This is a genomic window from Arthrobacter sp. 4R501 (genome assembly GCF_002929755.1).
Lineage (GTDB): Bacteria > Actinomycetota > Actinomycetes > Actinomycetales > Micrococcaceae > Arthrobacter.
The window spans coordinates 151,599-176,124 of the sequence record NZ_PJIW01000004.1 but is presented as its reverse complement, the minus strand read 5'-3'; the positions used below and the strand labels follow the sequence as shown (position 1 = coordinate 176,124).

The 24,526-nt window shown below is 67.1% G+C and carries 18 protein-coding genes and 1 pseudogene; 7 read left to right on the top strand and 12 right to left on the bottom strand.

Translation table 11 applies throughout. The annotated features are described in order from the left end of the window. The first annotated feature begins 9 nt into the window (after nucleotides 1-9). Both CXR02_RS05155 and CXR02_RS05150 read left to right on the top strand, forming a co-directional pair. Complete coding sequence (locus CXR02_RS05155) at nucleotides 10-1,413, top strand: DUF58 domain-containing protein (protein WP_104061012.1); 1,404 nt, start codon at nucleotides 10-12, stop codon at nucleotides 1,411-1,413. Then, nucleotides 1,410-3,896: a DUF3488 and transglutaminase-like domain-containing protein gene (locus CXR02_RS05150; RefSeq protein WP_258060809.1), complete on the top strand. Its 2,487-nt coding sequence runs from the start codon at nucleotides 1,410-1,412 to the stop codon at nucleotides 3,894-3,896. The genes CXR02_RS05155 and CXR02_RS05150 overlap by 4 nt, the downstream gene beginning before the upstream one ends. Nucleotides 3,897-3,977: 81 nt before the next feature. Here CXR02_RS05150 and CXR02_RS05145 read toward each other — a convergent pair whose 3' ends face one another. Next, nucleotides 3,978-5,477: an NAD-dependent succinate-semialdehyde dehydrogenase gene (locus CXR02_RS05145; RefSeq protein WP_104061011.1), complete on the bottom strand. Its 1,500-nt coding sequence runs from the start codon at nucleotides 5,475-5,477 to the stop codon at nucleotides 3,978-3,980. 173 nt (nucleotides 5,478-5,650) lie between these two features. Further along, nucleotides 5,651-6,523, bottom strand: a complete 873-nt coding sequence (gene rsmI, locus CXR02_RS05140) for a 16S rRNA (cytidine(1402)-2'-O)-methyltransferase (RefSeq protein ID WP_104061091.1) — start codon at nucleotides 6,521-6,523, stop codon at nucleotides 5,651-5,653. A gap of 157 nt (nucleotides 6,524-6,680) precedes the next feature. Here rsmI and CXR02_RS05135 point away from each other — a divergent pair, with 157 nt between their 5' ends. Next, nucleotides 6,681-8,339, top strand: a complete 1,659-nt coding sequence (locus tag CXR02_RS05135; protein ID WP_258060823.1) for a dolichyl-phosphate-mannose--protein mannosyltransferase — start codon at nucleotides 6,681-6,683, stop codon at nucleotides 8,337-8,339. Nucleotides 8,340-8,404: 65 nt separating this feature from the next. Further along, a pseudogene (locus CXR02_RS05130) lies at nucleotides 8,405-9,826 on the top strand (long-chain fatty acid--CoA ligase); the annotation flags it as partial. Nucleotides 9,827-9,870: 44 nt separating this feature from the next. On the opposite strand, the gene CXR02_RS05125 reads toward CXR02_RS05130, so the two are convergent. Both CXR02_RS05125 and CXR02_RS05120 read right to left on the bottom strand, forming a co-directional pair. Further along, nucleotides 9,871-10,968 (bottom strand): TIGR01906 family membrane protein, encoded by a 1,098-nt coding sequence (locus tag CXR02_RS05125; protein WP_104061090.1) that lies wholly within the window; start codon nucleotides 10,966-10,968, stop codon nucleotides 9,871-9,873. Nucleotides 10,969-11,091: 123 nt separating this feature from the next. After that, entirely contained in the window at nucleotides 11,092-12,084 is a 993-nt protein-coding gene (locus tag CXR02_RS05120; RefSeq protein ID WP_181037123.1) for a stage II sporulation protein M, read from the bottom strand. A gap of 68 nt (nucleotides 12,085-12,152) precedes the next feature. On the opposite strand from CXR02_RS05120, the gene CXR02_RS05115 reads away from it, so the two are divergent. Continuing rightward, the gene (locus CXR02_RS05115; RefSeq protein ID WP_104061007.1) at nucleotides 12,153-12,953 is read left to right on the top strand and encodes an RDD family protein; all 801 of its coding nucleotides are present in this window, start codon (nucleotides 12,153-12,155) and stop codon (nucleotides 12,951-12,953) included. Nucleotides 12,954-12,989: 36 nt separating this feature from the next. Here the strand turns inward: CXR02_RS05115 and CXR02_RS05110 are convergent, their stop codons facing one another. The 4 genes from CXR02_RS05110 to CXR02_RS05095 form a co-directional block, all read right to left on the bottom strand. Then, nucleotides 12,990-14,228 carry an Ig-like domain-containing protein gene (locus CXR02_RS05110; protein WP_104061006.1) on the bottom strand — a complete coding sequence of 413 codons (1,239 nt, stop codon included), beginning with the start codon at nucleotides 14,226-14,228 and terminating at the stop codon, nucleotides 12,990-12,992. Nucleotides 14,229-14,291: 63 nt separating this feature from the next. Further along, complete coding sequence (gene ahcY, locus CXR02_RS05105) at nucleotides 14,292-15,770, bottom strand: adenosylhomocysteinase (RefSeq protein ID WP_104061005.1); 1,479 nt, start codon at nucleotides 15,768-15,770, stop codon at nucleotides 14,292-14,294. Nucleotides 15,771-15,865: 95 nt separating this feature from the next. Then, a complete protein-coding gene (locus CXR02_RS05100; RefSeq protein WP_104061004.1) occupies nucleotides 15,866-16,135 on the bottom strand; it encodes a Trm112 family protein in 270 nt (89 codons plus the stop codon). Between the two features lie 78 nt (nucleotides 16,136-16,213). Further along, nucleotides 16,214-16,603: a DUF3499 domain-containing protein gene (locus tag CXR02_RS05095; protein WP_104061003.1), complete on the bottom strand. Its 390-nt coding sequence runs from the start codon at nucleotides 16,601-16,603 to the stop codon at nucleotides 16,214-16,216. A gap of 120 nt (nucleotides 16,604-16,723) precedes the next feature. On the opposite strand from CXR02_RS05095, the gene CXR02_RS05090 reads away from it, so the two are divergent. Next, a complete protein-coding gene (locus CXR02_RS05090; RefSeq protein ID WP_104061002.1) occupies nucleotides 16,724-17,239 on the top strand; it encodes a metallopeptidase family protein in 516 nt (171 codons plus the stop codon). A gap of 34 nt (nucleotides 17,240-17,273) precedes the next feature. On the opposite strand, the gene CXR02_RS05085 is transcribed toward CXR02_RS05090, so the two are convergent. The 3 genes from CXR02_RS05085 to CXR02_RS22790 are packed head-to-tail and all read right to left on the bottom strand — an operon-like array spanning nucleotide 17,274 to nucleotide 22,766. Continuing rightward, a complete protein-coding gene (locus CXR02_RS05085; RefSeq protein WP_219816389.1) occupies nucleotides 17,274-18,866 on the bottom strand; it encodes a DUF5719 family protein in 1,593 nt (530 codons plus the stop codon). After that, nucleotides 18,859-22,221 (bottom strand): glycosyltransferase family 2 protein, encoded by a 3,363-nt coding sequence (locus CXR02_RS05080; RefSeq protein WP_258060822.1) that lies wholly within the window; start codon nucleotides 22,219-22,221, stop codon nucleotides 18,859-18,861. Before CXR02_RS05080 ends, CXR02_RS05085 begins: the two co-directional genes overlap by 8 nt. Further along, nucleotides 22,221-22,766 carry a WhiB family transcriptional regulator gene (locus CXR02_RS22790; protein ID WP_083510248.1) on the bottom strand — a complete coding sequence of 182 codons (546 nt, stop codon included), beginning with the start codon at nucleotides 22,764-22,766 and terminating at the stop codon, nucleotides 22,221-22,223. Before CXR02_RS22790 ends, CXR02_RS05080 begins: the two co-directional genes overlap by 1 nt. Nucleotides 22,767-23,177: 411 nt before the next feature. Between CXR02_RS22790 and CXR02_RS05070 the strand changes: the two genes are divergently transcribed. Beyond that, a complete protein-coding gene (locus CXR02_RS05070; RefSeq protein ID WP_104061000.1) occupies nucleotides 23,178-23,876 on the top strand; it encodes a TIGR03089 family protein in 699 nt (232 codons plus the stop codon). Between the two features lie 19 nt (nucleotides 23,877-23,895). On the opposite strand, the gene CXR02_RS05065 is transcribed toward CXR02_RS05070, so the two are convergent. After that, nucleotides 23,896-24,480 carry a GtrA family protein gene (locus tag CXR02_RS05065; RefSeq protein WP_258060805.1) on the bottom strand — a complete coding sequence of 195 codons (585 nt, stop codon included), beginning with the start codon at nucleotides 24,478-24,480 and terminating at the stop codon, nucleotides 23,896-23,898. Between the last annotated feature and the right edge of the window lie 46 nt (nucleotides 24,481-24,526).

Sequence of the window (24,526 nt, the reverse complement as noted above, 5' to 3'; positions counted from 1 at the left end):
GGCCGGCACGTGGCGCTGCGTGACCGACTACCCCGGCACCTGTTCAGCCAGCGTGGCTGGGGGCTCCTGGCCGCCGGCGCCGTCTGCCTGTTGTCTGCGCAGATCATGGGGCGGCGGGATCTGCTGAGCTTGGGCGTCCTGCTCATCGTCCTTCCCCTGGTTTCGCTGGCCGGGATCAGGCTCCTCAAGCCCCGGTTCCAGGTTTACCGCGAGTTCAACCCGTCCCCGGTGGAGACCTCCGCCGCCACCACAGTGCGGCTCGCCGTGGCGCGGACCGGTTACGGGGGCGGCCGGGCGATCATGGAGGAACGGCTGCCGCCACGGTTCGGCGAGTCCCCGGCCTTCCATTTCCCCGCCCGCTCAGAGAAGGGCGGGACCAGCAGGTACGAATACCACTTGCGCTCCACCAAACGCGGACAGTACCTGATCGGCCCGGTAACAGCCGAGTTCACGGATCCGTTCGGGTTGTCCCTGCACCGGCGGTCAATTGACGACGGCGACACACTCACCGTGACGCCCGCCGCCGTCGAGCTTCCCGTGACGGGCCTCGCGGGAGCCCGGGGCAACGACGGCATCACAGCAACCCGCACCCGCGCCAACCCCAGCGACGATGACGTCATGACCCGCGAATACCGCCCGGGCGATCCCATGCGCCGGGTGCACTGGGCGGCCACCGCGCACCACGGCGCCCTGATGGTGCGCCAGGAGGAGTCCGTCACAACGCCGGAGGCCACCATCATCCTGGACCAACGGTTCGCGGCATTTTCCGGCGGGCACGGCTCCGGTTTCGGGGGCACTGCGGCCGTGGACGGCCACGAGATGATCACCAGCGGAACGTTCGAGTGGGCCGTGGTGGCCGCGATCTCCATCTGCACGCACCTGTCGGAGCGGAACTACGCCCTCCGCCTCCTGGACCCCCGCGGCGAACCCGCGTTCCTCCGCTCCCCGTCCGCACCGGAACCGGAAGCGGAAGAGTTCAGCGGAGTGTCCGGGCTCCAGTCGATCGCCGAAAGCCTCGCCGCCATCCAGCTGTCCGGTCCGCACCACGCTGCCCGGGACCACGGTGGCCAGGATGCCGGACCGGCCGTTTTCGACGATCACCTGATGGACAAGCTCTCCGCCCACCGGATGCGGGGGCCCCTTATTGCCGTGCTCGGCAGGATCTCTCCGAGCGAGGCCAGAGCCCTCGCTCCTGCGGCGGGTTATGGCGCGAATGCGTTCGCCATCATCGTTTCCGAGAGGCCCGCCGATTCCGAGGACTCTTTGGAGGCCCTCCGCCGGGGCGGCTGGCGGGCAGTGGCGGTGCCAACCTCGGTTCCGGTCCCGGACGCCTGGACGCACTTCGACCAGGGTGGTGCTGCGCCGGCCACGGCAGCGGCAGACGTTCGCCGCGGAGCGGAGGTGGGACGGTGACACTGGCACCGGAACGCAACGCGTCGCGCGGGCAGGCAGCCACAGGTGCCCGTGGCAAGGTTCCGGCACGGACGCGGGTCGGGGCGTACCCCTGGGCCATGGCCGGCGCAGTCGCCCTGTCCGTGGCCGGCGCCGCGATTTCCCTCAACGGTGTCCTGCGGGGTTGGGCCTGGTACTTGCCCATCTTGACCACGGTGGTGGTGGTCTGCCTGACCATCGCCACGCTCCGCGCGCTGCGGGCCCATCCTCTCATGGTGGCTGCCGGCGGCTTTGCCTCCCTGATCGCGATCCTCACCCTGACGTTTTTCCGAAGCACGGGCATTGCCGGTTTCATCCCGTCCGGGGCAACCATGGCTGAAGTGGACAGGTTCGTCCGCCGGGCGAGCGAGACGGTCCTTGCGGAAAGTGCCCCGGTGGCTCCGAACGCCGGAATCGTTATGGTCAGCTGCGCAGCCCTGGGCCTGACAGTCATCCTCATCGATGCCCTGGCCGTGCCGCTTGGCATGCCGGCAGCAACCGGGCTGGGCCTGCTGGCCATCCTGGTGGTCCCCGCCACCGTGAAGCCCCAGAGCGTGGGGGTTTGGGGCTTCACTGCCACGGCGGCCGGGTACCTCCTGATCCTCGCGTGCAGCCAGTGGTTTGCACCGGATTCCCGCACTGCGGCGGACAGCGGCCGGAATCCCGGTCAGTTCCGGCGGGCCATGCTGACCGGAACCGTGGCACTGGTGGCAACACTGGCAGTGCCAGCGGCCATCCCCGGATTCGACCACGGCACGTTTCCGCAGGGCTCCCGGCTGAACCCGTGGGGCGCCGGGACCGGCTTGAACCCAATGATTACCTTGGGAAACAGCCTGCGGGCACCGGCCGGAAGCGGGCGGATCACCTATGCCACCAACGCGGCCGGGCCGCTGTATCTGCGGTCCGTCACTGTTGACAATTTCGACGGCGAGTCGTGGGGACCTGATGACCGCGACGCAGAGCGCCGCCCCGTGTCCGGACAGCTTGAGACGGGCCACGAGATCGTCGCCGAGGAGCAGCTCCGCCAGGTGACTGCCGTGGATACGGGCACGTTCACCAGCCCGTACCTGCCGTTGCCGTACGCGCCGGAAACAATCCGCGGGCTCAATGGCGCCTGGACATGGGACCCGGCCACCCTGGCCGTCAAGGGTTCCAACACCAACACGCGGACACAGCAATATATTGTGGTGTCCACGGCGCCTAAGCTCACGGCCACCCTCCTTCAACAGTCGTCGCAGGCAGTGCAGGGAATCCCGGCCGACTTCACCAGGGTTCCCGGCAACGTCCCGGACATTGTCCGCAGCACGGCTGACACGGTGACAGCTTCGAGTGACACACCCTTCGCCAAGGCCATGGCCATCCAGAAATATCTTCGCTCAGGGGAGTTCACCTACTCGCTCCAGTCACCTGTCCAGGGCGGCTACGACGGTAACGGGCTCTCGGTGCTGGCCGATTTCCTGACTCAGAAGAGCGGATACTGCATCCATTACTCGTCCGCGATGGCCGTGATGGCCCGGCTGGAAGGTATCCCCAGCCGCATCGCGGTTGGCTACGCGCCGGGCCGAAGCACTGGTTCCACGGTTTCAGTGGCCGGGCAAGGTGCGCTGCCGGAGTATGAGGTGGACGCCCGGGACGCCCACGCCTGGCCCGAGCTCTACTTCCAGGGATTGGGGTGGGTGCCCTTCGAACCCACGCCGTCGCGTGGTGTAATACCCGCGTACGCCACGGAAACCAGCACATCCGGCATCCCCGGTTCGCTGGGTAATAACGAAGACCTCCTTCCCGGCGCAACCGCCCCAACCCCCACGCCAAGCGCCACGGCCGTGCCCCTCCCCGGTGCAGGTAGCGGCGCAGGGGACCTCGGGCAGCTGCTCCTGCCGTGGCTGCTGTGGACGGCGGCCGCGCTGGGCCTCGTCCTCCTGGCGGCCTCGCCGCGGCTGGTGAGGATGGGGCGGCGTGCCCGGCGGCTCCGCACCGAGGGACGGGCGCCGGAGGACGTGATTCCGCTGGCGTGGGCCGAAATCCGTGATCTCGGAACCGACTACGGACTGCCACCGGACTCCAGCGAAACAGCCCGGACGTATTCCGCGCGGCTCCGGCATTCATCGCTGCTCGGCGGACATGGCGGCATGGACGACGCCGCGCACCAAGCCATCCGCAGCCTCACCTCCGACTTCGAACGCCGGCACTACGGCCCGCCTGTCCAGGACACAGCCGGCCGCGGCAGGACAGGGGCCATTGCCCCACGCATCGAGGCGGTACAGCAGTCCTTGCGTGCCAACGCCTCTCTCCCTCGACGCCTCCGTGCCGACTGGCTCCCGCCGTCGGTTCTGGGCCGGTGGGCCTGGCTCCTGGCTGCCCCGTTCAGAGGGCTCGGCAGGCTAGCGCGACGGACGGCAAAAGCCGCCGCACGCTCCTGGTCGAGGGCGCGCGACGGCTTGTTCCGGCCGCGTGGTAGCCAATAGCGGCTCGCCGCAGCGGCTACCTACTGGCGGTGAAGGAAGCGGCTGACCGGAGGATAATCCTGTCAGCCGGAGGCCATCCGTTCAGCCGGCGTAGGGGTCCGCGATGCCGATGTACTGCGTGTAAAGGTATTCCTCGATGCCCTCGAGGCCGCCTTCACGTCCCAGCCCGGACTGCTTGACGCCGCCGAACGGTGCGGCGGCATTGGAGATGACACCGGCGTTCAGGCCGAGCATGCCGGTCTCGAGCCGTTCGCCCATCCGGATGCCGCGGTTCAGGTCGCGCGTGAAGACGTACGCCACCAGCCCGTACTCGGTGTTGTTGGCCAGGCGGATCGCTTCGTCCTCCGTTTTGAAGGTGATGATCGGCGCAACGGGGCCGAAGATTTCCTCGGACAGGATCCGCGTGCCTTCGGTGACGCCGGTGAGGATAGTGGGCGGGTAGAAGTAGCCCGGACCCTCGGCCGGGGCGCCGCCCAGGACAGCCCTGGCGCCGGAAGCCACGGCATCGGACACCAGCTCATGAACCTTATCCCGGCTCTTGGCATCGATCAGCGGACCCACTTTGGACTCCGGTTCGGTGCCCCGGGCGGTGGTCATCTCACCCATTTTCGCGGCGAACTTTTCGGCGAATTCGTCGGCGACGGACTCGTGCACGATGAACCGGTTCGCCGCGGTGCAGGCCTCGCCCATGTTCCGTAGCTTCGCCAGCATGGCACCGGCGACGGCGGCGTCCAGGTCCGCGTCCTCGAACACCACAAACGGGGCGTTGCCACCGAGTTCCATGGAGGTCCGCAGCACCGTCTCGGACGCGTCGGCGAGCAGGCGCCGGCCCACCTCCGTCGAGCCCGTAAACGAGAGTTTGCGCAGGCGCTGGTCCTTGATCAGCGGTCCGGTGGTGGCGCCTGCCGTGGACGTAGGGATGACGTTCAGGACTCCGGCCGGCAGGCCCGCCTCCTGCATGACGGCGGCGAACAGCTGCGAGGTCAGCGGCGTGAGGTTGGCGGACTTCAGCACCATGGTGCAGCCGGCCGCGACAGCAGGGGCGATCTTGCGCGTGGCCATGGCCAGCGGGAAGTTCCACGGCGTGATCAGCAGGCACGGGCCCACCGGCTTCTTGGTCACCAGCAGGCGGGACTTGCCATCGGGCGAGACCGAGTAGCGGCCAAACGCGCGGACGGCTTCCTCGGAGAACCAGCGCAGGAACTCGGCGCCATAGGTGACCTCGCCGCGGGCCTCGGCCAGCGGTTTGCCCATTTCCATGGTCATCAGCAGCGCGAAGTCCTCGGCACGCGCCGTCACCATCTCAAAGGCACGACGGAGGATTTCGCCGCGTTCGCGGGCCGGGACCTTCGCCCACGATTCCTGTGCTGCGGCCGCCGCGTCCAAAGCAGCCTTGCCGTCTTCGGCGCCGGCGTCAGCGATGCTGAGGAGCACCTTGCCCGTGGCGGGGTCCTCGACGTCGAACGTCTTGCCTGACGCCGCCGGGCGCCATTCGCCGTTGATCAGCAATCCGGTGGGAACAGAGGCCAGCAGTGCGATTTCGCGCTCCGCGGTAACAGCTGGCTGTGCGGTGACAGTCACGGTGACTCCCTCGTCAATAAAGGTTTGGTTCAGCCTTGACGCAGGGCCTGGGCGGCCTGCCGTATTGGCTGATTTACTGTCACACTACTGCCGCGGCCGCAGAGGGTCTACGCCTGGACGCACTGCTGAATGGAGATTTCGTTGTGCAGCTGCACAGCTGGCCTTTTGTATGCTCAGCGTGCCGCGAGGACCGCCGAGTACAGCTCCCGCTTGCTGACGCGGACGTCCTCGGCTACGGCGGCCACGGCTTCCTTGAGCCGGATTCCCTGGGCCACCAGCTCGTTGACGGCCGCCACGTGGTCCTCGGGGGTGCCCGGCGCCTGCTCAGGGGCGCCGCCCAGCACCACGGCAATCTCGCCGCGCACCTCGTTGCCTTCGGCCCACAGCAACAGTTCCCCGACCGTCCCGCGGATGACTTCCTCGTAGGTCTTGGTCAGTTCCCGGCAGACGGCGATCCGCCGCTCGGCACCGAAACGCTCGCGCAGGGCCCGCAGCATCGATTCCAGCCGGTGCGGAGCCTCAAAAAACACCATGGTCCGGCGTTCGGCCGAAAGGTCCGCCAACCGCGACGCCCGTTCGCCGGCTTTCCGGGGCAGGAATCCCTCAAAACAGAAGCGGTCGGTGGGCAGACCGGACAGTGCCAGGGCGGTCAGTACCGCGGACGGGCCAGGGACGGCGGTCACGGTGAGTCCGGCTGCCACAGCGCCTTCCACGAGCCTGAACCCCGGGTCCGAGACCGAAGGCATGCCGGCATCTGTGACCATGACCAGGGTTTTGCCGGACCGGACGTGCTCCAGCAGTTCCGCGGTCTTGGTGGCCTCGTTGTGCTCGTGGTAGCTGATGACCCGCCCGGCGACGGTGACTCCGAGGTTCTGGACAAGGCGGTGCAGGCGCCTGGTGTCTTCGGCGGCCACAATGTCCGCCGTCCCCAGCAGCTCGATCAGGCGGGCCGACGCGTCTCCCGTATTCCCGATGGGCGTTGCCGCCAGTACAATCCGGCCCGGCCCCGTGGCGACCGGTGCCGCTGCAGCCGGGTCCGCTGCCACGTGAACCTCTGTCTCTGGCTCCTCCCCGGCGGCATCGAAAGGTTCTGCGGGGCGGGAATCGGCGAAGGTGCTGGGGTTAGGGTCCACTCCCCCAGCGTACTGCTGGCCGGCGGCCCAAGCTGCAAAAGGTAGCATGGGGCTCGTGACGCAGACCTCCATGCGGCCTGCCGAGGCCGGCCAGACCATCCCGCCGGCACGAGGCCCGTGGATCGCCCGTCCGGCTGAGGCCTTCTCTGCCACAGCCCTCCGCGAGCGCCTGATCGGCAGCACGCGCAGCTGGCGGGAGTACCCGCCGTCGCTGCGTCTCTGGTTCTGGCTGGTGCCCGCCCTGACCTCCGTGATCGGCGGCATCCTCCGCTTTGTCCGGCTGGACACGCCGCACAGCCTGGTCTTCGATGAAACGTATTACGTCAAGGACGCCTACTCCTACGTGGTCAGCGGCTACGAACGGGGCTGGCCGGACAAGGCCAACGACTCCTTCAACGCAGGCAACCCGGCCATCCTCCTGGACACTCCGGAGTACGTGGTCCATCCGCCCGTGGGCAAGTGGATGATCGCCGGCGGCATGTGGCTCTTCGGGGCCGATAATCCGTTCGGCTGGCGGTTCGCGGCCGCACTGACCGGAACCCTGTCCATCCTGCTGCTCACGCTGATTGCATTGAAACTGTTCCGCTCAGTGCCGCTGGCTGCCGCCGCGGGCCTGCTGCTCGCCGTCGACGGCCACCACCTGGTGATGTCGCGGACATCACTCCTGGATATCTTCCTGATGTTCTGGCTCCTGGCGGCCTTCGGCGCTTTGCTGCTGGACCGCGATGACGGACGACGGCGGCTGGCAGCACGGCTCGGACGGCTCGCGGCCGCGTCCCGGAACGCTCGGCCCGCAGCCAGCCAACTACTGGCGGGACCGTGGCTGGGGATCCGCTGGTGGCGTCTCGCCGCGGGCGTGTGCATGGGACTCGCCATAGGCACCAAATGGTCGGGCCTGTTTTTCCTCGCCGGCTTCGGCGTGCTGACGGTCCTGTGGGACCTCAATGCACGGCGCGTCGCGGGAATCCGCGGCTGGGTCAGCGGCGGAATCATCAAGGATGGACTGCCTGCCTTTGCCAGCATGGTTCCGGTTGCGGCGGTGGTCTACACCGCAACCTGGACGGGCTGGTTCCGTTCCGAGGGCGCCTACTTCCGGCGGTGGGCCCAGAGCAACCCCTCAGCGGAGTGGGGCTGGCTGCCGGACTCCCTGCGTTCGCTGGCGCACTACCATCTGGAGGCCTACAAGTTCCACCAGGGACTGGGCTCCGAACACCCCTACGAGGCAAGCGCCTGGAGCTGGCTGGTGATGGGCCGGCCGACGTCGTTCTTCTACCAGAAGCCGGAGCAGGGCGTCCCGGGATGCGACGTGCCCAACTGCGCCTCCGCCATTCTCTCGGTGGGGAACCCGATGATCTGGTGGGGAGCGGCCATCTCGCTGGTGGTCCTGCTGTTCTGGTGGGCCGGGCGCCGGGACTGGCGCGCAGGGGCGATCCTTGCAGGCGTGGGCGCCGGCTACCTGCCGTGGTTCATGTACCCGGAGCGGACCATGTTTTACTTTTACGCCGTCTCCTTTGAGCCCTTCCTGGTGCTCGCGCTGGTGTATTGCCTGGGCCTCGTCCTGGGCCGGGACACCGACCCGCTCTGGCGCCGGCGGTCCGGTGTTTACCTGGTGGCACTGTTCGTCGCCGGGGCCGTCCTGTTGTCCGCATTTTTCTACCCGGTGTGGACGGCGGAGACCATCCCCTACCAGGAATGGCGCTACCGGATGTGGATGCCGTCCTGGATCTAAGGCAGGATTGCATGAAACCCTGACCAGCCGCGAACTGCGTTGAGGCAGCGGAACGGAGACCCCCCGTGCGAGAAGCAAGCACAAAACTCCTGGTGGAGCTGGAGCCCGGCAGCAATGTCACGGATCTCCTGCGCCAGCGGGAGGCCGCCAACCCGGCCCACGCCCTCTACGCGCGCAAAGGCCCCAACGGCTGGACCGACGTTCCGGCGCAAAAATTCCTGCACGATGTCTGTGCCCTCGCCAAAGGACTGATCGCCGGCGGCCTGGAGCCCGGCGACACCGTGGCCGTCATGTCCGCCACCCGCTACGAGTGGGCCCTGGTGGACTTCGCCATCTGGTTTGCCGGCGGCGTGAGTGTCCCCATCGACGAGACCTCGACCCCCGGCCAGGTGGAGTGGATCCTGCACGACGCCGGCGCGCGCCGCGTGTTCGCGCAGGACCGCGGCAAGGTGTCGCTTATTACAGGCATCCTGGAGTCTTCCACCCTGCTCAAGGACCGGCTGGTCCCCGTAGTGAGGATGGATGACGACGGCGACGCCCCGAACCTCGCCAGCCTCTCGGCTGCCGGAATGGGCGTCACGGACGCCGAGCTGGAACGCCACCGCTCCGCCGCGGGCCTGGACGACGTCGCTTCCCTGGCCTACACGTCCGGCACCACCGGACGGCCCAAAGGCTGCGTGATCACCCACGGCAACTTTGCGCTCGTGGCCGTCAACGTCGTCGCCTTTCTCCCGGAGATCCTCAAGGGGCAAAATGCGCGCACCCTGATGTTCCTGCCGCTGGCCAATGTGCTCGCCCGCGCTGCCCAGGTGGCGTGCCTCCATGCGGGCGCCACCCTGGGACACGCCAGCCGTCCTGCTGATCTGCGGGCGGATCTGGGCACGTTCAAACCCACGTTCCTCCTGGTGGTGCCCCGGATCTTCGAGAAGGTCCGGGCGGACGCCGTGCACCAGGCTGCCAGGTCCGGGAAAGCGGGGATCTTCAGGGCTGCGTCGGCCGCCGCCATCCGTTTCTCCGCGGCACAGGACACCGTGGCCCGCGGCGGGGGCAGCGGACCCGGGCTGGCGTTGCGGGCGCGGCACGCCGTCTTTGACCGGCTGGTGTACCCGAAGCTCCGCCAGCTCCTTGGCGGCCGGGTCCGTTACGCGGTATCGGCGGCCGGCCCGCTGGCACCTGAGGACGCGCACTTCTTCCGCGGCGCCGGGATCCCGGTCCTTGAGGGCTACGGGCTGAGCGAGACAACCGCCCCCTGTACGGCCAACACGCCCGCCCGGACCAGGGTGGGCAGTGTGGGCGTCCCCCTGCCGGGCACCACCATCCGCGTGGCCGAAGACGGCGAAGTGCTGGTCAAGGGGATCGGCGTGTTCAAGGGTTACCACGCCGACGAAGCGGCCACCGCCGAGGCGTTTGTGGACGGGTTCTTCCGTACCGGGGACCTCGGCGAGTTGGACCCTCAGGGCTTCCTGACCATCACCGGCCGCAAGAAGCAGCCCGCCAAAATAAACGGCTGAGCACGTGCAGTTGCTTGGGGCTACGCCTCAGCGGCGATCGGCTCATCCTTGGCCAGGCCGCGACGACGGCGCGTGGGCCACGTGAGGATGAGCGTCACCAGGGACACCAGGAGGACCAGCGCGGCGATGACAATACCGGCATCGATCCAGAACTGGCCCGGGAACAGCCTGATCAGGGTGTCTTCAAGGGCAAACGTCCAGGAACCGCTGGCGAAGAAGATCCGGTGGAATTCGGTGAAGAACTGCTGCCAGCCGAGCACGGCCAATGCGCCAAGGCCCAGGATGATCGCCAGCGCAACAATGGAACCCGCGAAGAGTCCGCGGCGCACACCGCCGGTGCTGCGGCGGCGCAGGTAGGCGATGGCCACCAGGCTGAGGACGATCAGGAGTGCTCCCCCGCCAAACGCGGAAAGGATGACAACTTTTACGTCGGCCATGTGGCCGACTTCGCCGTCCTTGAAAAGGTCCCCGCCGCTGCGATTGACCAGGTCACCCAGGTACCGCGGCCCCGCCCAGTTGCTGAGGTAGTCAACCGCGTAGGAACCGTACGTCATCCGGTCGTCGGTGCTGAACCCGTACCCGTCGCCCGGGAACCCTGGCCTGTTGTACTCGGCCCACAGGAACAGCGGGCTGGTGACAGCGCGGACGGCCAGCACCAGCAGGATCACCGGGTAGAAAAGGGCCAGCAGGACTTGCCAGATGCGCGGGGCCACGGGCTTGGCGTTGGCTGCGCTTTCGCGCTCCGCGTTGCGGCGCTCCACTTCCTCCTGCGGCGGACGGACCTGCAGCGCTGACGTGGGCAGCGGCTCGCTGAAATGGGCGCCGTTTAGGGTGGCGCCCTGGGCGGACGGTTCTTTGCGGAGCGACTCTTCTACGGAAGGTACCGCGGCGGGAGGTTCGACGGCGGCCTCCGCGGCTTTGCGCCCGGCGCGGCTTTCGGGCTGGGTGACACCGCCCTGCCCGACACCGGCGCTACGTGCTGGAGACACGTCGGCAGTGCTGGAGCCGGAGTCTTTCAGCCAGGCAAAAGCCGGCTCTTCCGAGTCCGACGAAGTATCCAGGTCCGGATCCGGCTGCGGCTCCGTGCGTTTGGCAGGGGTCGGCGAATTGTCGTTCACAGCAGCGTCACTTCCGTTGGGTTCCACGCCGCCGGCTCTGATCCGGGCAGCGCCGTGTATCTGATATCGAGCCTACCGCCCGCTCCTCCACGAGGGCGAGGAGCCACCCCGTCGCTCGCGGATTCATGCGACGATTTCGCTGTATCCAGCGTCGCCGGCCGCCAAGTCGCCGCGTTCACCGGCGTCATAGGCCCGCCGTCCCCATACCAGGACGTAGCCCCAGTAGGCAGCCAGCACCGCCAGGCCGATGCCGATCTTGGCCCATACCGGAAGCGGGCTGGGCGTGACAAAACCTTCCACTAATCCGGAAACGAACAGCACCAGCACCAAACCCAGGGCCACGGTGATCAGCGACCTGCCTTCGTCCGCCACGGCACGTCCCCGCGTCCGTGGTCCCGGAGACACCATGGCCCAGAAGATCCTCAAGCCCCCCGCGCAGGCAATAAAAACAGCCGTCAGTTCCATCAGGCCATGCGGCAGGATGTAGCTGTAAAAGACATCCTGCCGGCCCACGGCGGCGAAAACTCCGGCGGCGATCCCGACGCCCTGGGCGTTCGTGAACAGGATCATGGGTACCCAGAAGCCGGTGATTCCCAGGGCCACCGCCTGCGCGCTGATCCAGGCATTGTTGGTCCAGACGGCCCCCGCAAACGAGGCCGCAGGATTTTCCGAATAGTAGCCAATGAAGTCTTTCTCGACGTACTGCCGGACCGCAGCCTCGGAGGCAACGGACCGCAGGGCCTCGGGGGACGTCCCGATCCAGAGCGCGTAGGCGCCGGCAACCAGGATAAATGCGGCGCCGCAGGCCACCGTCAGCCACCGCAGGCGGTACAAAGCCGCCGGCAGGGCAGCCACGAAGAACCGGGCCAGGTCCGCCATCACGTTGGACCGTGCGCCTGTGAAACGGGTCCGGGCCTGGGCCAGGGTGGCGGACAACGACGCCGACAGGCCGCTCTCCGGGGCAATCGACCTGATGAAGGAAAGGTGGGCCGACGTCGACTGGTAAAGGCGCAGCAGTTCATCGGCCTCTTCGCCGCTGAGGCGCCGCTTATGGGCAAGCTGGTGCAGCCTTGACCACTTGTCCCCGTTGGCGGCGGAGAAGGCATCCATATCCACGGCAACAGCCTAGCCGCCATAGACTATGAAGGTCCGCAGGATGGCTGACAAGGGATTGGGGTATCCGCTTGAGTTCGATAATCACCGGCGAGGCCGTTGTCCTGGAACTGCGCCCCGCATCCTTCGCCGCCCGTGCCCTTGGCCTGCTGCTGGATGTCCTGTTCAACATCATCCTGCTGGTCCTGATCCTGCTGGGCGTCGCAGCCGCCGGCCAGGACCTTGATGAGGCAGCAATGCGGGCGCTGACGCTGGTGAGCGTGGTCTTCTGCTTCGTGATTGTCCCGGTAGCCGTGGAGACCCTCACCCGGGGGCTCTCGCTCGGAAAACTGGCGGCCGGCCTGCGTGTGGTCAGGGACGATGGCGGCGCCATCCGGTTCCGCCACGCCGTGATCCGGGGGCTGACTGGATTCCTGGAAATCTACCTCACCCTGGGTGGCCTCGCCATCGGCGTCGCCCTCTTCAACAGCCGCTCCAAGCGGCTGGGTGACATCCTTGCCGGAACGTATGCGCTGCGCCGCCGCGTGCCGGCAGAGGTACCGGTCCGCGTCTTTGTTCCCCCACAGCTTCAGGGCTGGGCCACAGCTGCGGACATCGGCCGGATCCCGGATGCGACCGCACGGCAGGCCGCCCAGTTCATCCGGCAGGCCGGACGCATGTCACCGCTGTCCGCCGCCGGAATGGCAGCGTCGATAGCCACGGAACTGGCCGGGCAGGTGGCCCCTCCGCCGCCCCCGGGAACCAGCCCGGACCAGTACCTGGCGGCCGTCACCGCCGAACGCCGGCACCGCGAACTCGCGCGGCTGCAGCAGGCCCGGCGCCGGAACGCGGCCACGGCGGAGCGGTTGGACCGCCTGCCGTTCGGGCCATAGGCCTGGGCCTGGTCCTGGTCCTGGGCCAAACGGTTCCTAGTTGTTGTACTCCGCCCAGGGGATGTTCCAGTCGCCATAGCCGTCGTCGACGGCGGCGTAGTCGCCTTCGGTGTTGATGATCTGAACCACATCGCCTGTGGTCATGTTGTCAAAAACCCAGGCGGCGCCGTCGGGAGCGAACCCGATGCAGCCGTGCGAGACGTTCGCCTTGCCGATGAAGGGGTAGGCGGACTCCAGCGCCTGGTGGATGTAGGCGCCGCTCAGGGTGAGGCGGATGGCATACTCCACGTCCACTTCGCCGTAGTAGGCCGGATCGCCGGGCTTGAGTCCGATGCTGGCCGCCCGGAAGTGGTCATAGCGGTTCTTTTCCATCAGGACCGCGTAGCCGCGCGCTGACGGGAAACGCTGATCGCCCATGCTGACCGGGAGGGTTTTCACTACCTGGTCATTAACGCTGAGCGTGAAAGTGTGTGCGGCGGCATCGGCGATAGCCACCCGCTTGTCACCGAAATTCACGGTGACCTTCTTGTTGAAGTTGGCAATCTGGCCGTTGCCGAGGTCCACGCCGAAAAGCTGCATGTCCATGGTGACTGTGGAGTTCGCCGCCCAAAAGGCTTCCGGGCGGTACCGGACCATGGTGTCGCTGAACCAGTGGAAGGCCCCGGCCTGCCCTGCGCTGGAGGTGATTTTGATGGCCTTCTCCACGGCATCCCGGTTGACCACCGGTTCGCTGAAGATGACCTGCAGCGGCTGGCCCACGCCAACTTTCATCCCATCCAGCGGGTAGATGGCGGCATCCGCCTCGTGCGTGCTCGAAACCGTGCTGAACGAGTTTGTGGTGTTGGTATCCCGTCCCGCCCCGTCAGTGACCACATACATGTAGCTGTACTCGGTGTTGAATTTCAGCGGGTCGGTCGCTGTCCAACTGCTGCCGTCCCCTGCAAAGGTGCCGTGGACTACTTCGCCGGCGGTGCTGGTCAGCGTGACGCTCTCGATCCTGCCGTTGCCCACCTTGAGCGACACCGGCATTGCCGGGTTCACCTGCTTTGCGGCGTTGGCCGGCGTGACGTCCACCTTGACCGGGGCCACCACGGGCGATGCGACGCCCGGCACGGACCGGACAGCCGAGCTGGCTTCGGACTCCAGGCCACCGCGCGCAAAACCCGGCGCGACGGCGGCGAAGACGCCGCCCGTTGCGGCAAGGACACACACGGCTGCCACCAAGAGAATTTTCTTGGCGGTCCCCCGCCGGCGTGGCTTAACAACAGGTTCCATAGTCCGATCTTAATGCTTGGACATAACAGCCCCGGGCGCGGTCTGCACCCGGGGCATCACACGTCAGTAACGATAGTGCTCGGGCTTGTACGGTCCGGCGATGTCCAGGTCCAGGTAGTCGGCCTGTTCCTTGGAGAGTTCCGTAAGCTCCACGTCGAGGGCGTTGAGGTGCAGGCGGGCAACCTTTTCGTCCAGGATCTTGGGCAGGACATAGACCTGGTTGCTGTATTCGCGTTCGCCTTCGGGCTGGTCCCGCTTGGTCCACAGCTCGATCTGGGCGATGGTCTGGTTGGCGAATGAGTTGCTCATCACAAAGGACGGGTGGCCGGTGGCGTTGCCCAGGTTCAACAGGCGTCCCTCGGACAGGACGATGATGGAGCGCTCTTCGGCGGTCCCAGCGTCGAGCACCCACTCATGCACCTGCGGCTTGATCTCCACCTTCTTGATGCCGGGGATCCGCGCCAGACCTGCCATGTCGATCTCGTTGTCGAAGTGGCCGATGTTGCCCACAATGGCTTTGTCACGCATGCCGGCCATGTGTTCGGCCAGGATGACGTCCTTGTTCCCGGTGGTGGTGATGAAGATGTGGCCTTGGCTCAGCACCGACTCCAGCTTGGCCACCTGGTAGCCGTCCATGGCTGCCTGGAGGGCACAGATGGGGTCGATCTCTGTGACGATGACGCGGGAACCCTGGCCGCGGAATGCCTCTGCGGCTCCCTTGCCGACGTCGCCATAACCGCAGACGACGGCTACCTTGCCGCCCATCAGGACGTCGGTGGCGCGGTTGATGCCGTCAGGCAGCGAGTGGCGGATGCCGTACTTGTTGTCGAACTTGCTCTTGGTAACCGAGTCGTTGACGTTGATAGCCGGGAACAGCAGCTTGCCCTGTTCAGCCAGCTGGTAGAGGCGGTGCACGCCGGTGGTGGTTTCCTCGGTGACGCCGCGCAGGCTGGCCCCGACCCGGGTCCACCGCTGCGGGTCTTCCTGCAGCGAGGCGCGAAGCACGTCCAGGAAGATCCGGCCTTCCTCGGACTCGTCTTCGCCTGCCGCCGGTACAGCGCCGGCAGCTTCGAATTCAACGCCCTTGTGGACCAGCATGGTGGCGTCGCCGCCGTCGTCCAGGATCATGTTCGGGCCGAGCTCCGGATTGGTGTCCGCGCCGGGCCAGGCCAGGATCTGCTGTGCAGTCCACCAGTATTCCTCCAGCGTCTCGCCCTTCCAGGCGAACACCGGGACACCCTGCGGGTCCTCGACCGTTCCCGTGCCCACCACGACGGCTGCGGCGGCATCGTCCTGGGTGGAGAAGATGTTGCAGGAGGCCCAGCGGACCTCGGCACCGAGGGCAGTGAGGGTTTCGATCAGGACGGCAGTCTGGACCGTCATGTGAAGGGATCCGGCGATCCGGGCGCCCTTCAGCGGCTGGGTGGGTCCGAACTCCTTGCGGAGTGACATCAGGCCTGGCATCTCGTGCTCGGCCAGGCGGATCTGGTGGCGGCCGGCTTCGGCCAGCGAGATGTCGGCTACCTTGTAATCAAATGTCATGGGGTTCCTTTGCTTTTGTCCGATGGCGGCGACGGCGTTGAAGCCTCTGCGCGAAAGTCGACCGCTGGTGGTGGTACGTGTTGTCCAGGCGTTGCCTAGGCAGTAGCTGCGGTTTTGTCCGTGGCGGGGCTTGGGTCCGTGGCCGGCCGGACGGCGTGATCGTGCTGGTCCGAGCCGGCAGCCGTGGCGGCCTGGAGAAGTTCCGGCGGCAGCAGCAGCGGGATACCGTCCTCGATCGGGTAGCGCAGCTTCACGCCCGAATCTCCCGCCGCCGTCGACACAAGCTCTTCGCCTTCCTGGACCAGGGGCGATCCGGTCACGGGACAGCGGAGGACGGACAACAGTTCAGGACTGATCTTTGGCATGATTGGTGCTCCCGACAGGGGCGCGTTCGCGCCGTTGGCTGACTGATTAGCAGGTTCCAGCCTACCGCCAGATCCGCCTCAGGAAGGTTCGCGCAGGACGCGCAGATGCCCCCGGCGGACGCCTTCGGTGCCGGCCGGGGCCTCCAGCGCTGAATGCGAGCCACGCTGACCCGGCGTGGTCTGCGACCTGGGCGGCTGGGCCGCTGCTTCGCGGACGGCGTTGGCGAGGGCCAGGAGGTCGTCCGGCCCGGGCTGCTGCGGGCTTGTGGGCATCGCCAGGCGAAGCACTTCCCAGCCGCGGGGCACGGTCAGTGACCCGGCGTGCTGCTCGCACAAATCGTAACAATGCGGCTCGGCGTAGGTGGCAAGCGGACCCAGGACGGCGGTGGAGTCGGCATAGACGTACGTCAAAGTTGCCACCGCCGACTGACGGCAGGCTGACCTTGAACATTGACGGATAGCTCCCACGACATCACAGACTACTCCGTATCCGAACTTGTTCGGAGTATTTGCCGAATCGGCGCCGCGCCCTGGCACGAAAACCGGGGTTATGTCGCGTAATTCTGCGCCCGGGTTTACAGTCAAGGTATGCAGTCATCGAACCATAATTCAGCTTTTACGGTCCGTTTGGCTGACCCGGATGACCGCGCCGCAGAAACGGGTTCGGGTTCGCCCGGCCGAAGCTTTGCGATGCGCCGCCGGAACCGCCACGGTCGCGGCCTGCGCGGGGAGCTGGTGTTGCCAACGCACCCCGGTTACAGGACACGGTCGGACCGCTTTGACGACATGGTGCTGGATTCCGCGCAGCGGCTCCACGACATCTGGGGCAAAACGCTCGACGGCGTCCGGTTTGCCGTCGACGAAATACCCCCGCAGCTGGAACAACTGGTGGCCGACGCCGCCCCGCCTCCCATGGGCGCCTACACCCCCGCCACGGCAGAGGAAGGCCCGGTGATCACCCTGTACCGCCGGGTGGTTGAGCAGGGTTGCGCCAGCCGGGAGGAACTCCAGGACCTGGTGCACGACGTCGTCGTGGAACACACCGCCGAAATGCTCGGCGTAGCACCGGAAACCCTGGATCCGGTCTACCGCCGCCGGTACTGACGCCGCCGGTACTGACGCCGCCGGTACTGTCCTGTCAGTATCCCAGGGAGACCGGCACCTTTTCCTGACCTGAAGCCGCGGGCGTGAAGGCCACCGTGGAGATGTCGTCCCGGCCGTCCTGCTGCAGGAGCAGCGCGCCGTAGGCAGCGTCACCTGACGCGGAGACAACGTACGCCAGCACTACCGACTCGTCCACCTTCTCGGGGACGTTGATGGACGTTGTGGTGCCGCCGGCGACGTCGGCCGTGGCGGCCGCGCGGATCTTGCCGTCCGCGGTGATGGCGGCGTAGGAGACCGTGGCCCGGTTCTCGAGGACGCCGAACACGAGGGTTCGGTCACCGCCCTGGGGCACGGGCACCACATGCTGGCTTCCCAGCCGGACACCGGAGGCAGCCCAGGCGACGTCCGACGCCTTCCCGTTCGTGACGCCCCGGGTGATGCGGGTTGCGGCCACAAATGACACGTCCGAACTGGTGGACACCGTGTAGTGGCCGGCGGGGACGCCAGCCAGGGAAATCTCGGTGACGGCCCCGGCTTTTGCCGTGACAACGCCGCCGCCGGGGAGGGCTTTCTGGCCGTCCCGGCCGAAGAGCTTGACCTCCACTACAGCGTCCGACGGTCCCGGAACCGTGATGGACAGCGCGGGGCCGGCGTCGTTGAAGCCGCTGTTTCCCGTGAATGCGGAGATCGCGCCGGCGTCTTGGATGTCCACTCCGGTCATGACCTGCCGTGCGGCGGGTGCGGCGCCCGGAGCAATGAAGTCAACGCCGCCGGGCGTCAGTCCCCTCAGGACACTCTGCTGGATGGACGCGGCCACCGGACCGCCGGCGCTCCGGACATGGACCGTGAGCTGGGCTTCACCAGGTGCCAGGCCAGCCAGGACGATTGAGCGGGTACCTCCCGGCGCGACCAGCAGCCCCCTGCTGCCCGGGGCCTGGATCTGGCCCTTGCTGCCGAAGAGCTCCAGGCTGACGGTGGCAGGTGTGCTTGAGGCGTTGCTGAGGACAAGAAGGGAGGTGCGGCCCACGGTGGTGCTGGCACCGGACAGCCAGACGTCGTTGGCGGGCGGCTGGCAATTGGCAGCCGCCGAGCCCTGCAGGTCACCGTCGGTGGCGGTGAATCTCATAAGCCCGGCGGCTGAGGGCTTCTGGCCTGCCTGGGCGTCGGCGCTCAGGAAGCTGGCATCATCCACGCTGTGCCCGGCGACGACGCCGGCGGTCAGGTCCTGGGGACCTGTCCCCTGGCCGGGCTGGCTGCCGTCCTTGGCGATCTCGACGGCGGGCGTCCCGTCAAGGGCGGCGAGCCTGCTGCCGGGGAGGACACCGCCGGGGGCGCTCAGGACGGCGCCGGTGACAGCGCTCTTGGCGGTCGCGGATTCGGGGCTAAACTGGGGGTCGGTGCCCGCCTCCGTTCCTTCGAGCAGGCGGGCCGGGCCAGGACATACCCCCGTGCTGGCGCCTGCGGGAACTGCAGCCAGCACGGCCGGGATGCTGCGGCTCCCCGCCGGCTGCGGAGCGACCGAGGAGGCTGCGAGTCCCGCGCCGGCTGCGGCCACAATCGCCACGGCCGAGACCAGGCCTGCCAGCATCTGCTTGCGAGGGGTCCTGCGGGCTGCGTCCTTATGCATTCTGGTGTTCCTTACGCAAAGATCCCTCGTCCCTCGACAGCCCTGTGTTGGGCCGGCGCGCGGGCATGGGAATGGCGAGCATCACAGTGAGTCCTATCACCGTGATCTGTGCGATTCCGGACCAGAGGGCCCAAGGGGTGTCGTAGCGGATGGTCAGCTGGCCGGCGGTGGCAGGCAAGGTAAAGGCCTGGGCCGAGCCGGATGTCGTGGCAGTGAGCTTCCGCCCGTCGAACCAGGCGCTCCAGCCCGGGTCAGCCCGTTCGGCGAGCACCACCAGCCGCCCTTCCGGTCCCTCGGCGACGGGGGTGTCGACGTCGTCGTACTTGGAGGGCACCAGTGCCACAGTTGCGCCCGTGCCGTCCACGATCCTGACGCGATGGGCAACGTCGGCGGGCTGCAGTACCGGCTGGTTCAGCGGCGTAATCCGCCAGAGCCAGCCGACATCCGTCTGGCCGACGGCAACGAGCCCCGGAACTGCGTCCATCCTGCTGGCCGTGAGCTGGGCGGCGGTATCTGCCGAGCGCAGCACCACGAATCCGGCACCAAGGCGCTCGAGCTCGGGACGGGGGTCCACGCCTTGGCCGGCCACCAGCGTGGCCACCACGCTGCGGATGGACGCCGTGACGTCGTCGTCCTCCCTGACCGTCTCCTGGCCGGGCGCGCCCAGGATGTTCCGGGCGGCGGCAATCGTTGACAAGCTGTCCAAGGTGGTCCCGGCACCGCGCATCAGGGCCGCGTCAAAGGCACCGTTCTCCTGGGTGCTGATCAGCAGCGTGCGTGTCTGCTCCGGCCCGGTGCCACGGTCTATGGCGGTGGCGGGAAGCGTCCGGGCGCTGCCTGGCTGCACCAGCCGTGGCGTTCCCAGCGCGGGCCCTGCCGGCAGGTCGGCCGGGAGGGCAACGGCTGAGGAACGCAGCAGGTTCTGGGCCGACCACACCGCCATGCCGGCCAGCGGACCGGCCAGCAGCACCACCATGGCAAGGGCCGTCGCGGAGCGAAGGGCCACGTTGCGCCGAATACTCGGCGAGGCTGCCCGGTCTGCGGCATCAAGCAAACGCTCGGCACCGATCAGGGCGGCTCCGAGCAGGGCGAACCCTGCGGCGGAGACGGCTGGACCGGTGAACGGGGTCACGAGGGTGTCGGCAGTCGCGCCGGTGGCAACGTGCCCTGCGAGCCAGCCACCGGCGAAGATCACCAGAGCCGCCACCCAGAGAACACGTGCTGTCCTGCTGCGCATACCCGGGAGGAACAGGGCGGCAACGGCAAGCAGCAGGACGGGAACGGCCAGCAGCAGTGCCAGCACGAGTGCCCATGGGATCGCCTGGCCGCTGAAGAACGGAAGGCCGGACAGGCCACCGTCGGCGGAGAACAGCAGCGGCTGGCCCAGGAACTGCTGCCACAGCGGGGCCGGCTCGAATCCCAGCGGAACACCCGGGTCTGCCAGCAGTGCCCGCGGCCGGTCGATAACGGACAGCCCGAAGGGAAGAAAGAGCGCGGCGCTGGGCAAAAGAGCCCACCACACGGTGCGGCCACGACGGCCAAGCATCAACCCGCAGAGGACAATAACCACAACGGCCGGGACTAGCAGGGAAGGCGCCGACGCGGTCACAACACCCAGCGTCAACCCTGCGGCAGCGGCAGCAGTCCAGGACGGCATGCCGTTGATACCAGGCCGTGCAGGTGGTTTTTCGGTGAAACGCCGGTCATCCGGGGACGGGACAATGAAACGTCCGTGGCCCACGGCGGACCCGGTGGCGCGCAGGAGCGCCAGGACGAGCAGCGGGATCATGATGTGGGCCACCAAGGCACCGGCCCGGCCCTGGTTCAGTGCTATCTGCAAGGCGGGAGCGGCCGCCCAGAAGAGTGCGGCAACGAGGCGGAACCGGCGCCGGATGGTCAGGCCCCCGGCCGCAAACCATGCGGTCAGGCCGGAAAGCGGGGCGGCGAGCACCAGGAGCCAGGCCATGGCCGCGTTGGCGTCTCCCCCGCCGAGCAGGCCAAGGATCCACAGCACATAGCCGAAGGGGTCGCCCTTGCCTGGAAGCCCTGCCCCCAGGCTGATCCACCAGCTGGAGGCGTGGTGCCAGATTTCGCCAAGGGTGGAGGACACCGGAATGAGGCCTCCACCGGAAACAGCGTCGGCCCGGAACATCCCGGTGAGCGCCGTGAGGGAAGCCGCGGACGCGATGATGATGGCGGCGATGGCGCCGGTCCCCACCCAACCCCGTTCGGTGGTGGTCAGGGCAGCGAAGTCATCTGATGAGTCCCCCGTGGGCTGGTCCGCCAGAGGGTCATGGACCAAGCCATCGGCCGTGGAGTTGTCGGCGCCCAGGGCTTCCATCAGGGAGCGGCGGTGGTTCCAGACTTCACGCCGGGGCGTCTGCAGCTTCTTGATGACGGACCGCCGGATCCGACGGCTGTTTGCCGCGGTCCGGCGGGCCTTTGCCACGGCACCGGGCCGGGCCAGGGCAGCGAATGTGGCCACAAGCTGGGAGAAACCGTGCCCGGGATCCTTGACCGCAATGCTGAGCACGAGTTTGAAGATGCTGCCAAGCAGCGCACCGACCGCATGGACAGGCACCTTCCACAGCGGGGCGTGCTTGAGGCGCAGATGGACCTGGGCTTTTCGCGCCGCGGAAGCGTTTCCCTGGGCATGCGGCCGGTGGGCGACGTGGAACATCCGTGCAGTGGGAACCACCACCACACGGTGCCCGGCGAGGCGGTTGCGCCAGCAGAAGTCGACGTCGTCGCCGGTGCCCGGCAGCGCGGGGTCGAAGCCCTTCAGGAGTTCCCAGATATCACGGCGGACCAGCATGCCGGCCGAGTTCACCGCAAACGCGTCAGTGCGGCCGTTGTACTGGCCCTGGTCCAGTTCGTCGGCATCGATCAGGGTAAGCCGCTCGGCCCAGCGGCTGGTGGAGAGTCCGACGTCGATCAGCCGGCGTTCCGAGTGCCAGTCCAGTTGCTTGCAGCCGGCCACGGTCACGGATGGTGCGCGCTCCACGGCACTGAGGAGTTCGGCCAGCGCCTCCGGGGCCGGCGCCGCATCGTCGTGCAGCAGCCAGACCCACTCTGTGGCGGCGCGCTGGGACTGGCCTTCCCAGGGCGCGTGCTTGTTGAGCCCGGCGCGCACGGCGCCGCCCATGCCGCTCTTGCCGGGCGGAAAGGTGCTCACATTGGTTGCGCCGAAGGCCCGTTCCAGGAGGACGGCGGAGTCGTCGCGGGATCCGGTGTCCACTCCGATGAGGGAGTCCGCGGGCCGGGTCTGGTCCGCGAGGGCAGCCAGGGTTCTGGGGAGATAGGCACTGCCGTTGTGGGACACCACAACGGCAGTGACATGTACTTCCTGAAGAATTAGATTGCTCGCTTCCTTAGCCGCCGGCGCTCACGCTCGGAAAGGCCACCCCAAATGCCAAACCGTTCGTCGTTTGCGAGCGCGTATTCCAGGCACTGCGACCGCACATTGCAGGCACCGCAGACCTTCTTGGCGTCGCGCGTGGATCCGCCCTTCTCCGGGAAGAAGGCTTCCGGATCCGTTTGCGCGCACAATGCATCAGTCTGCCAGCCGAGTTCACCTTCGTCGTCGAAGTCCTGCCTGAACGGCAGTCCGATCCACACCGGCTGGGAACTTGTTCCCTGTGCCGGGGTGCGCAGTTCCATGGGCGGATCCAGGTCGTCATCGTCCTGGTCATGTCCGCCGTCAAGGAGTGCTTCGTGCGCCGCCAGGAAGGCTGTGGCCTGGTCCTGGAGGGGGTCTTTGGTATTGCGGTTGTAACGGTCCGCGGCGTCGGGATCCGCGGGATCGACGTACCAGTCGCTCGGAACCCCCCGTGCGCGGTATTTTGCCGTTGCCAGTCCGGCGACGACGGCATCTTCATGGATACGCTCTGCTTGCCCCACGGCGACCCTCCCCAAATGTTGCAGCCCTTGCCTGAATACCTGGACACTCGGTTGCGTGTCCGTATTTATGCAGTGACTTTCGATATCTAATTACACGCGTGTAACTACTGGGGAGTCAAGCCGTGGACGGATAATAATCAACTTTCCGGGCCAATCCCGGTCACGCCACGCCCGGGAGTTTTCCGAAGGTCCGGCGCGCTGGAGGCCCGACAGTCCACATCGGCAGCCAAAAGGTCCCATTTTCGCTGAATAGCTGCCAGAAATACAGGCGCAGCCCGAATTCGACAAATAAGATGACAAACTCCTGTGAGTAACATCACAGCCCGGCCGGACCCGACCGGGACCCATAGGGACTCGGTGCGCGGCATCCCCGCCAAGGACGCCCCGCTGGGTCCGTGACAAGATAAAGCCATGAGCATCCCGGCGATAGATCTGATGACCACCTTGCGTTCCGGCCACGCCACGTCGCCCCGCCTGACCTGGTACGGCCCCGACTCCGAGCGCGTGGAACTCTCCGGTCGTGTGCTGGACAACTGGGTGGCAAAAACCAGCAATCTGCTGCAGGACGAACTCGACGCCGAGCCCGGCATGCGACTGACTCTTGACCTGCCAGCCCACTGGAAGTCAATGATCTGGGCACTGGCCGCTTGGCAGCTGGGCATGGAGACAGTCCTGGACGGCGGGGAGGCGGAGCTCCTGGTCACCGACAGGCCCGGAACCGTTGAGCGGAAGCACGACGCCGTTATCGCTGTCGCGCTGCCAGCCCTGGCGATGCGGTGGCCTGGCGACCTGCCTGCCGGAGTCATCGACTACGCCGCCGAGGTGCGCTCCCATGGTGACGTCTTTATGGCGCACACGGACCCTTCGGCGGCCGGCTGTGCCATTCGGGCTGGCGGAGGCCAGCGGCACATCCACGAAAGCCTGATCACTGGTTTTGCGGCGCCGCATGAGGAAGGCGTCAGGCTTCTGGTCCCGGCCTCTGAAGGGCTGGAGCCGGCGCTGGCGAACTCACTCGGCGCGTGGCACAACGGTGGTTCAGTGGTGCTGGCTCACGCCGATGTGGAGCTGACGGACAAGCTGCTGGCCGCGGAACGCATCCACGGCAAGTAGCTTTCCCGGCACGGCCGGGTTAGGACTGCTGCCGGCGGCTTTCCGGTGAGTCTGCCTCCGGCTGTTCCCCGTGCTGGGCGACGGCAGCAGCGGCAGCTGCCTTCTCACGATGGTGCCGTTCGATGAGCTCGTGGTCGTGGGAGAACTCCGGCTCCTGATCCAGTTCTTCGTTGAAGACCCAGAACCGGTATGCGAAGAAGCGGAAGATGGTGCCCAGGACCAGGCCCACGACACTGCCGGCAATAAAGAGCGAGGGTTTGTCGTTCAGGTCCAGGATGTACTTCGCGAACCAGACGCAGCCTGCGGCGATCAGCAGTCCCACCAGGTTCATGACGGCGAACAGCGCGGCTTCACGGGCCACATTGGCCTGCTTGCGGTGTCTGAACGTCCAGTAACGGTTGGCAACCCACGAGAAGATGCTTGCCACAATGGTTGCCACCGCTTTGGCCCAGACCTCGCTGCCGTGCATCGGTCCGGTGAACAGCCAGATGAAGATGGCCGAGTCAATGACGAAGGCCACACCGCCCACGGCTCCGAACTTGGCCACTTCACGCCAAAATAGCGAGGCGAGCCCCCGGATACGATCTGCAAGTGCGCTAAACATGACCCTCCATGGCCGTCAGTTCATTGGGCCACACGGCCAGAGGTCT

Excerpts from the sequence above, each read along its gene's own strand:
- CXR02_RS05135 (WP_258060823.1), top strand. The coding sequence starts at position 6,681 with ATGCGGCCTGCCGAGGCCGGCCAGACCATCCCGCCGGCACGAGGCCCG.
- CXR02_RS05070 (WP_104061000.1), top strand. The coding sequence starts at position 23,178 with ATGAGCATCCCGGCGATAGATCTGATGACCACCTTGCGTTCCGGCCAC.
- CXR02_RS05085 (WP_219816389.1), bottom strand. The coding sequence starts at position 18,866 with ATGCATAAGGACGCAGCCCGCAGGACCCCTCGCAAGCAGATGCTGGCA.
- CXR02_RS05110 (WP_104061006.1), bottom strand. The coding sequence starts at position 14,228 with ATGGAACCTGTTGTTAAGCCACGCCGGCGGGGGACCGCCAAGAAAATT.
- ahcY (WP_104061005.1), bottom strand. The coding sequence starts at position 15,770 with ATGACATTTGATTACAAGGTAGCCGACATCTCGCTGGCCGAAGCCGGC.
- CXR02_RS05065 (WP_258060805.1), bottom strand. The coding sequence starts at position 24,480 with ATGTTTAGCGCACTTGCAGATCGTATCCGGGGGCTCGCCTCGCTATTT.
- CXR02_RS05100 (WP_104061004.1), bottom strand. The coding sequence starts at position 16,135 with ATGCCAAAGATCAGTCCTGAACTGTTGTCCGTCCTCCGCTGTCCCGTG.
- CXR02_RS05090 (WP_104061002.1), top strand. The coding sequence starts at position 16,724 with ATGCAGTCATCGAACCATAATTCAGCTTTTACGGTCCGTTTGGCTGAC.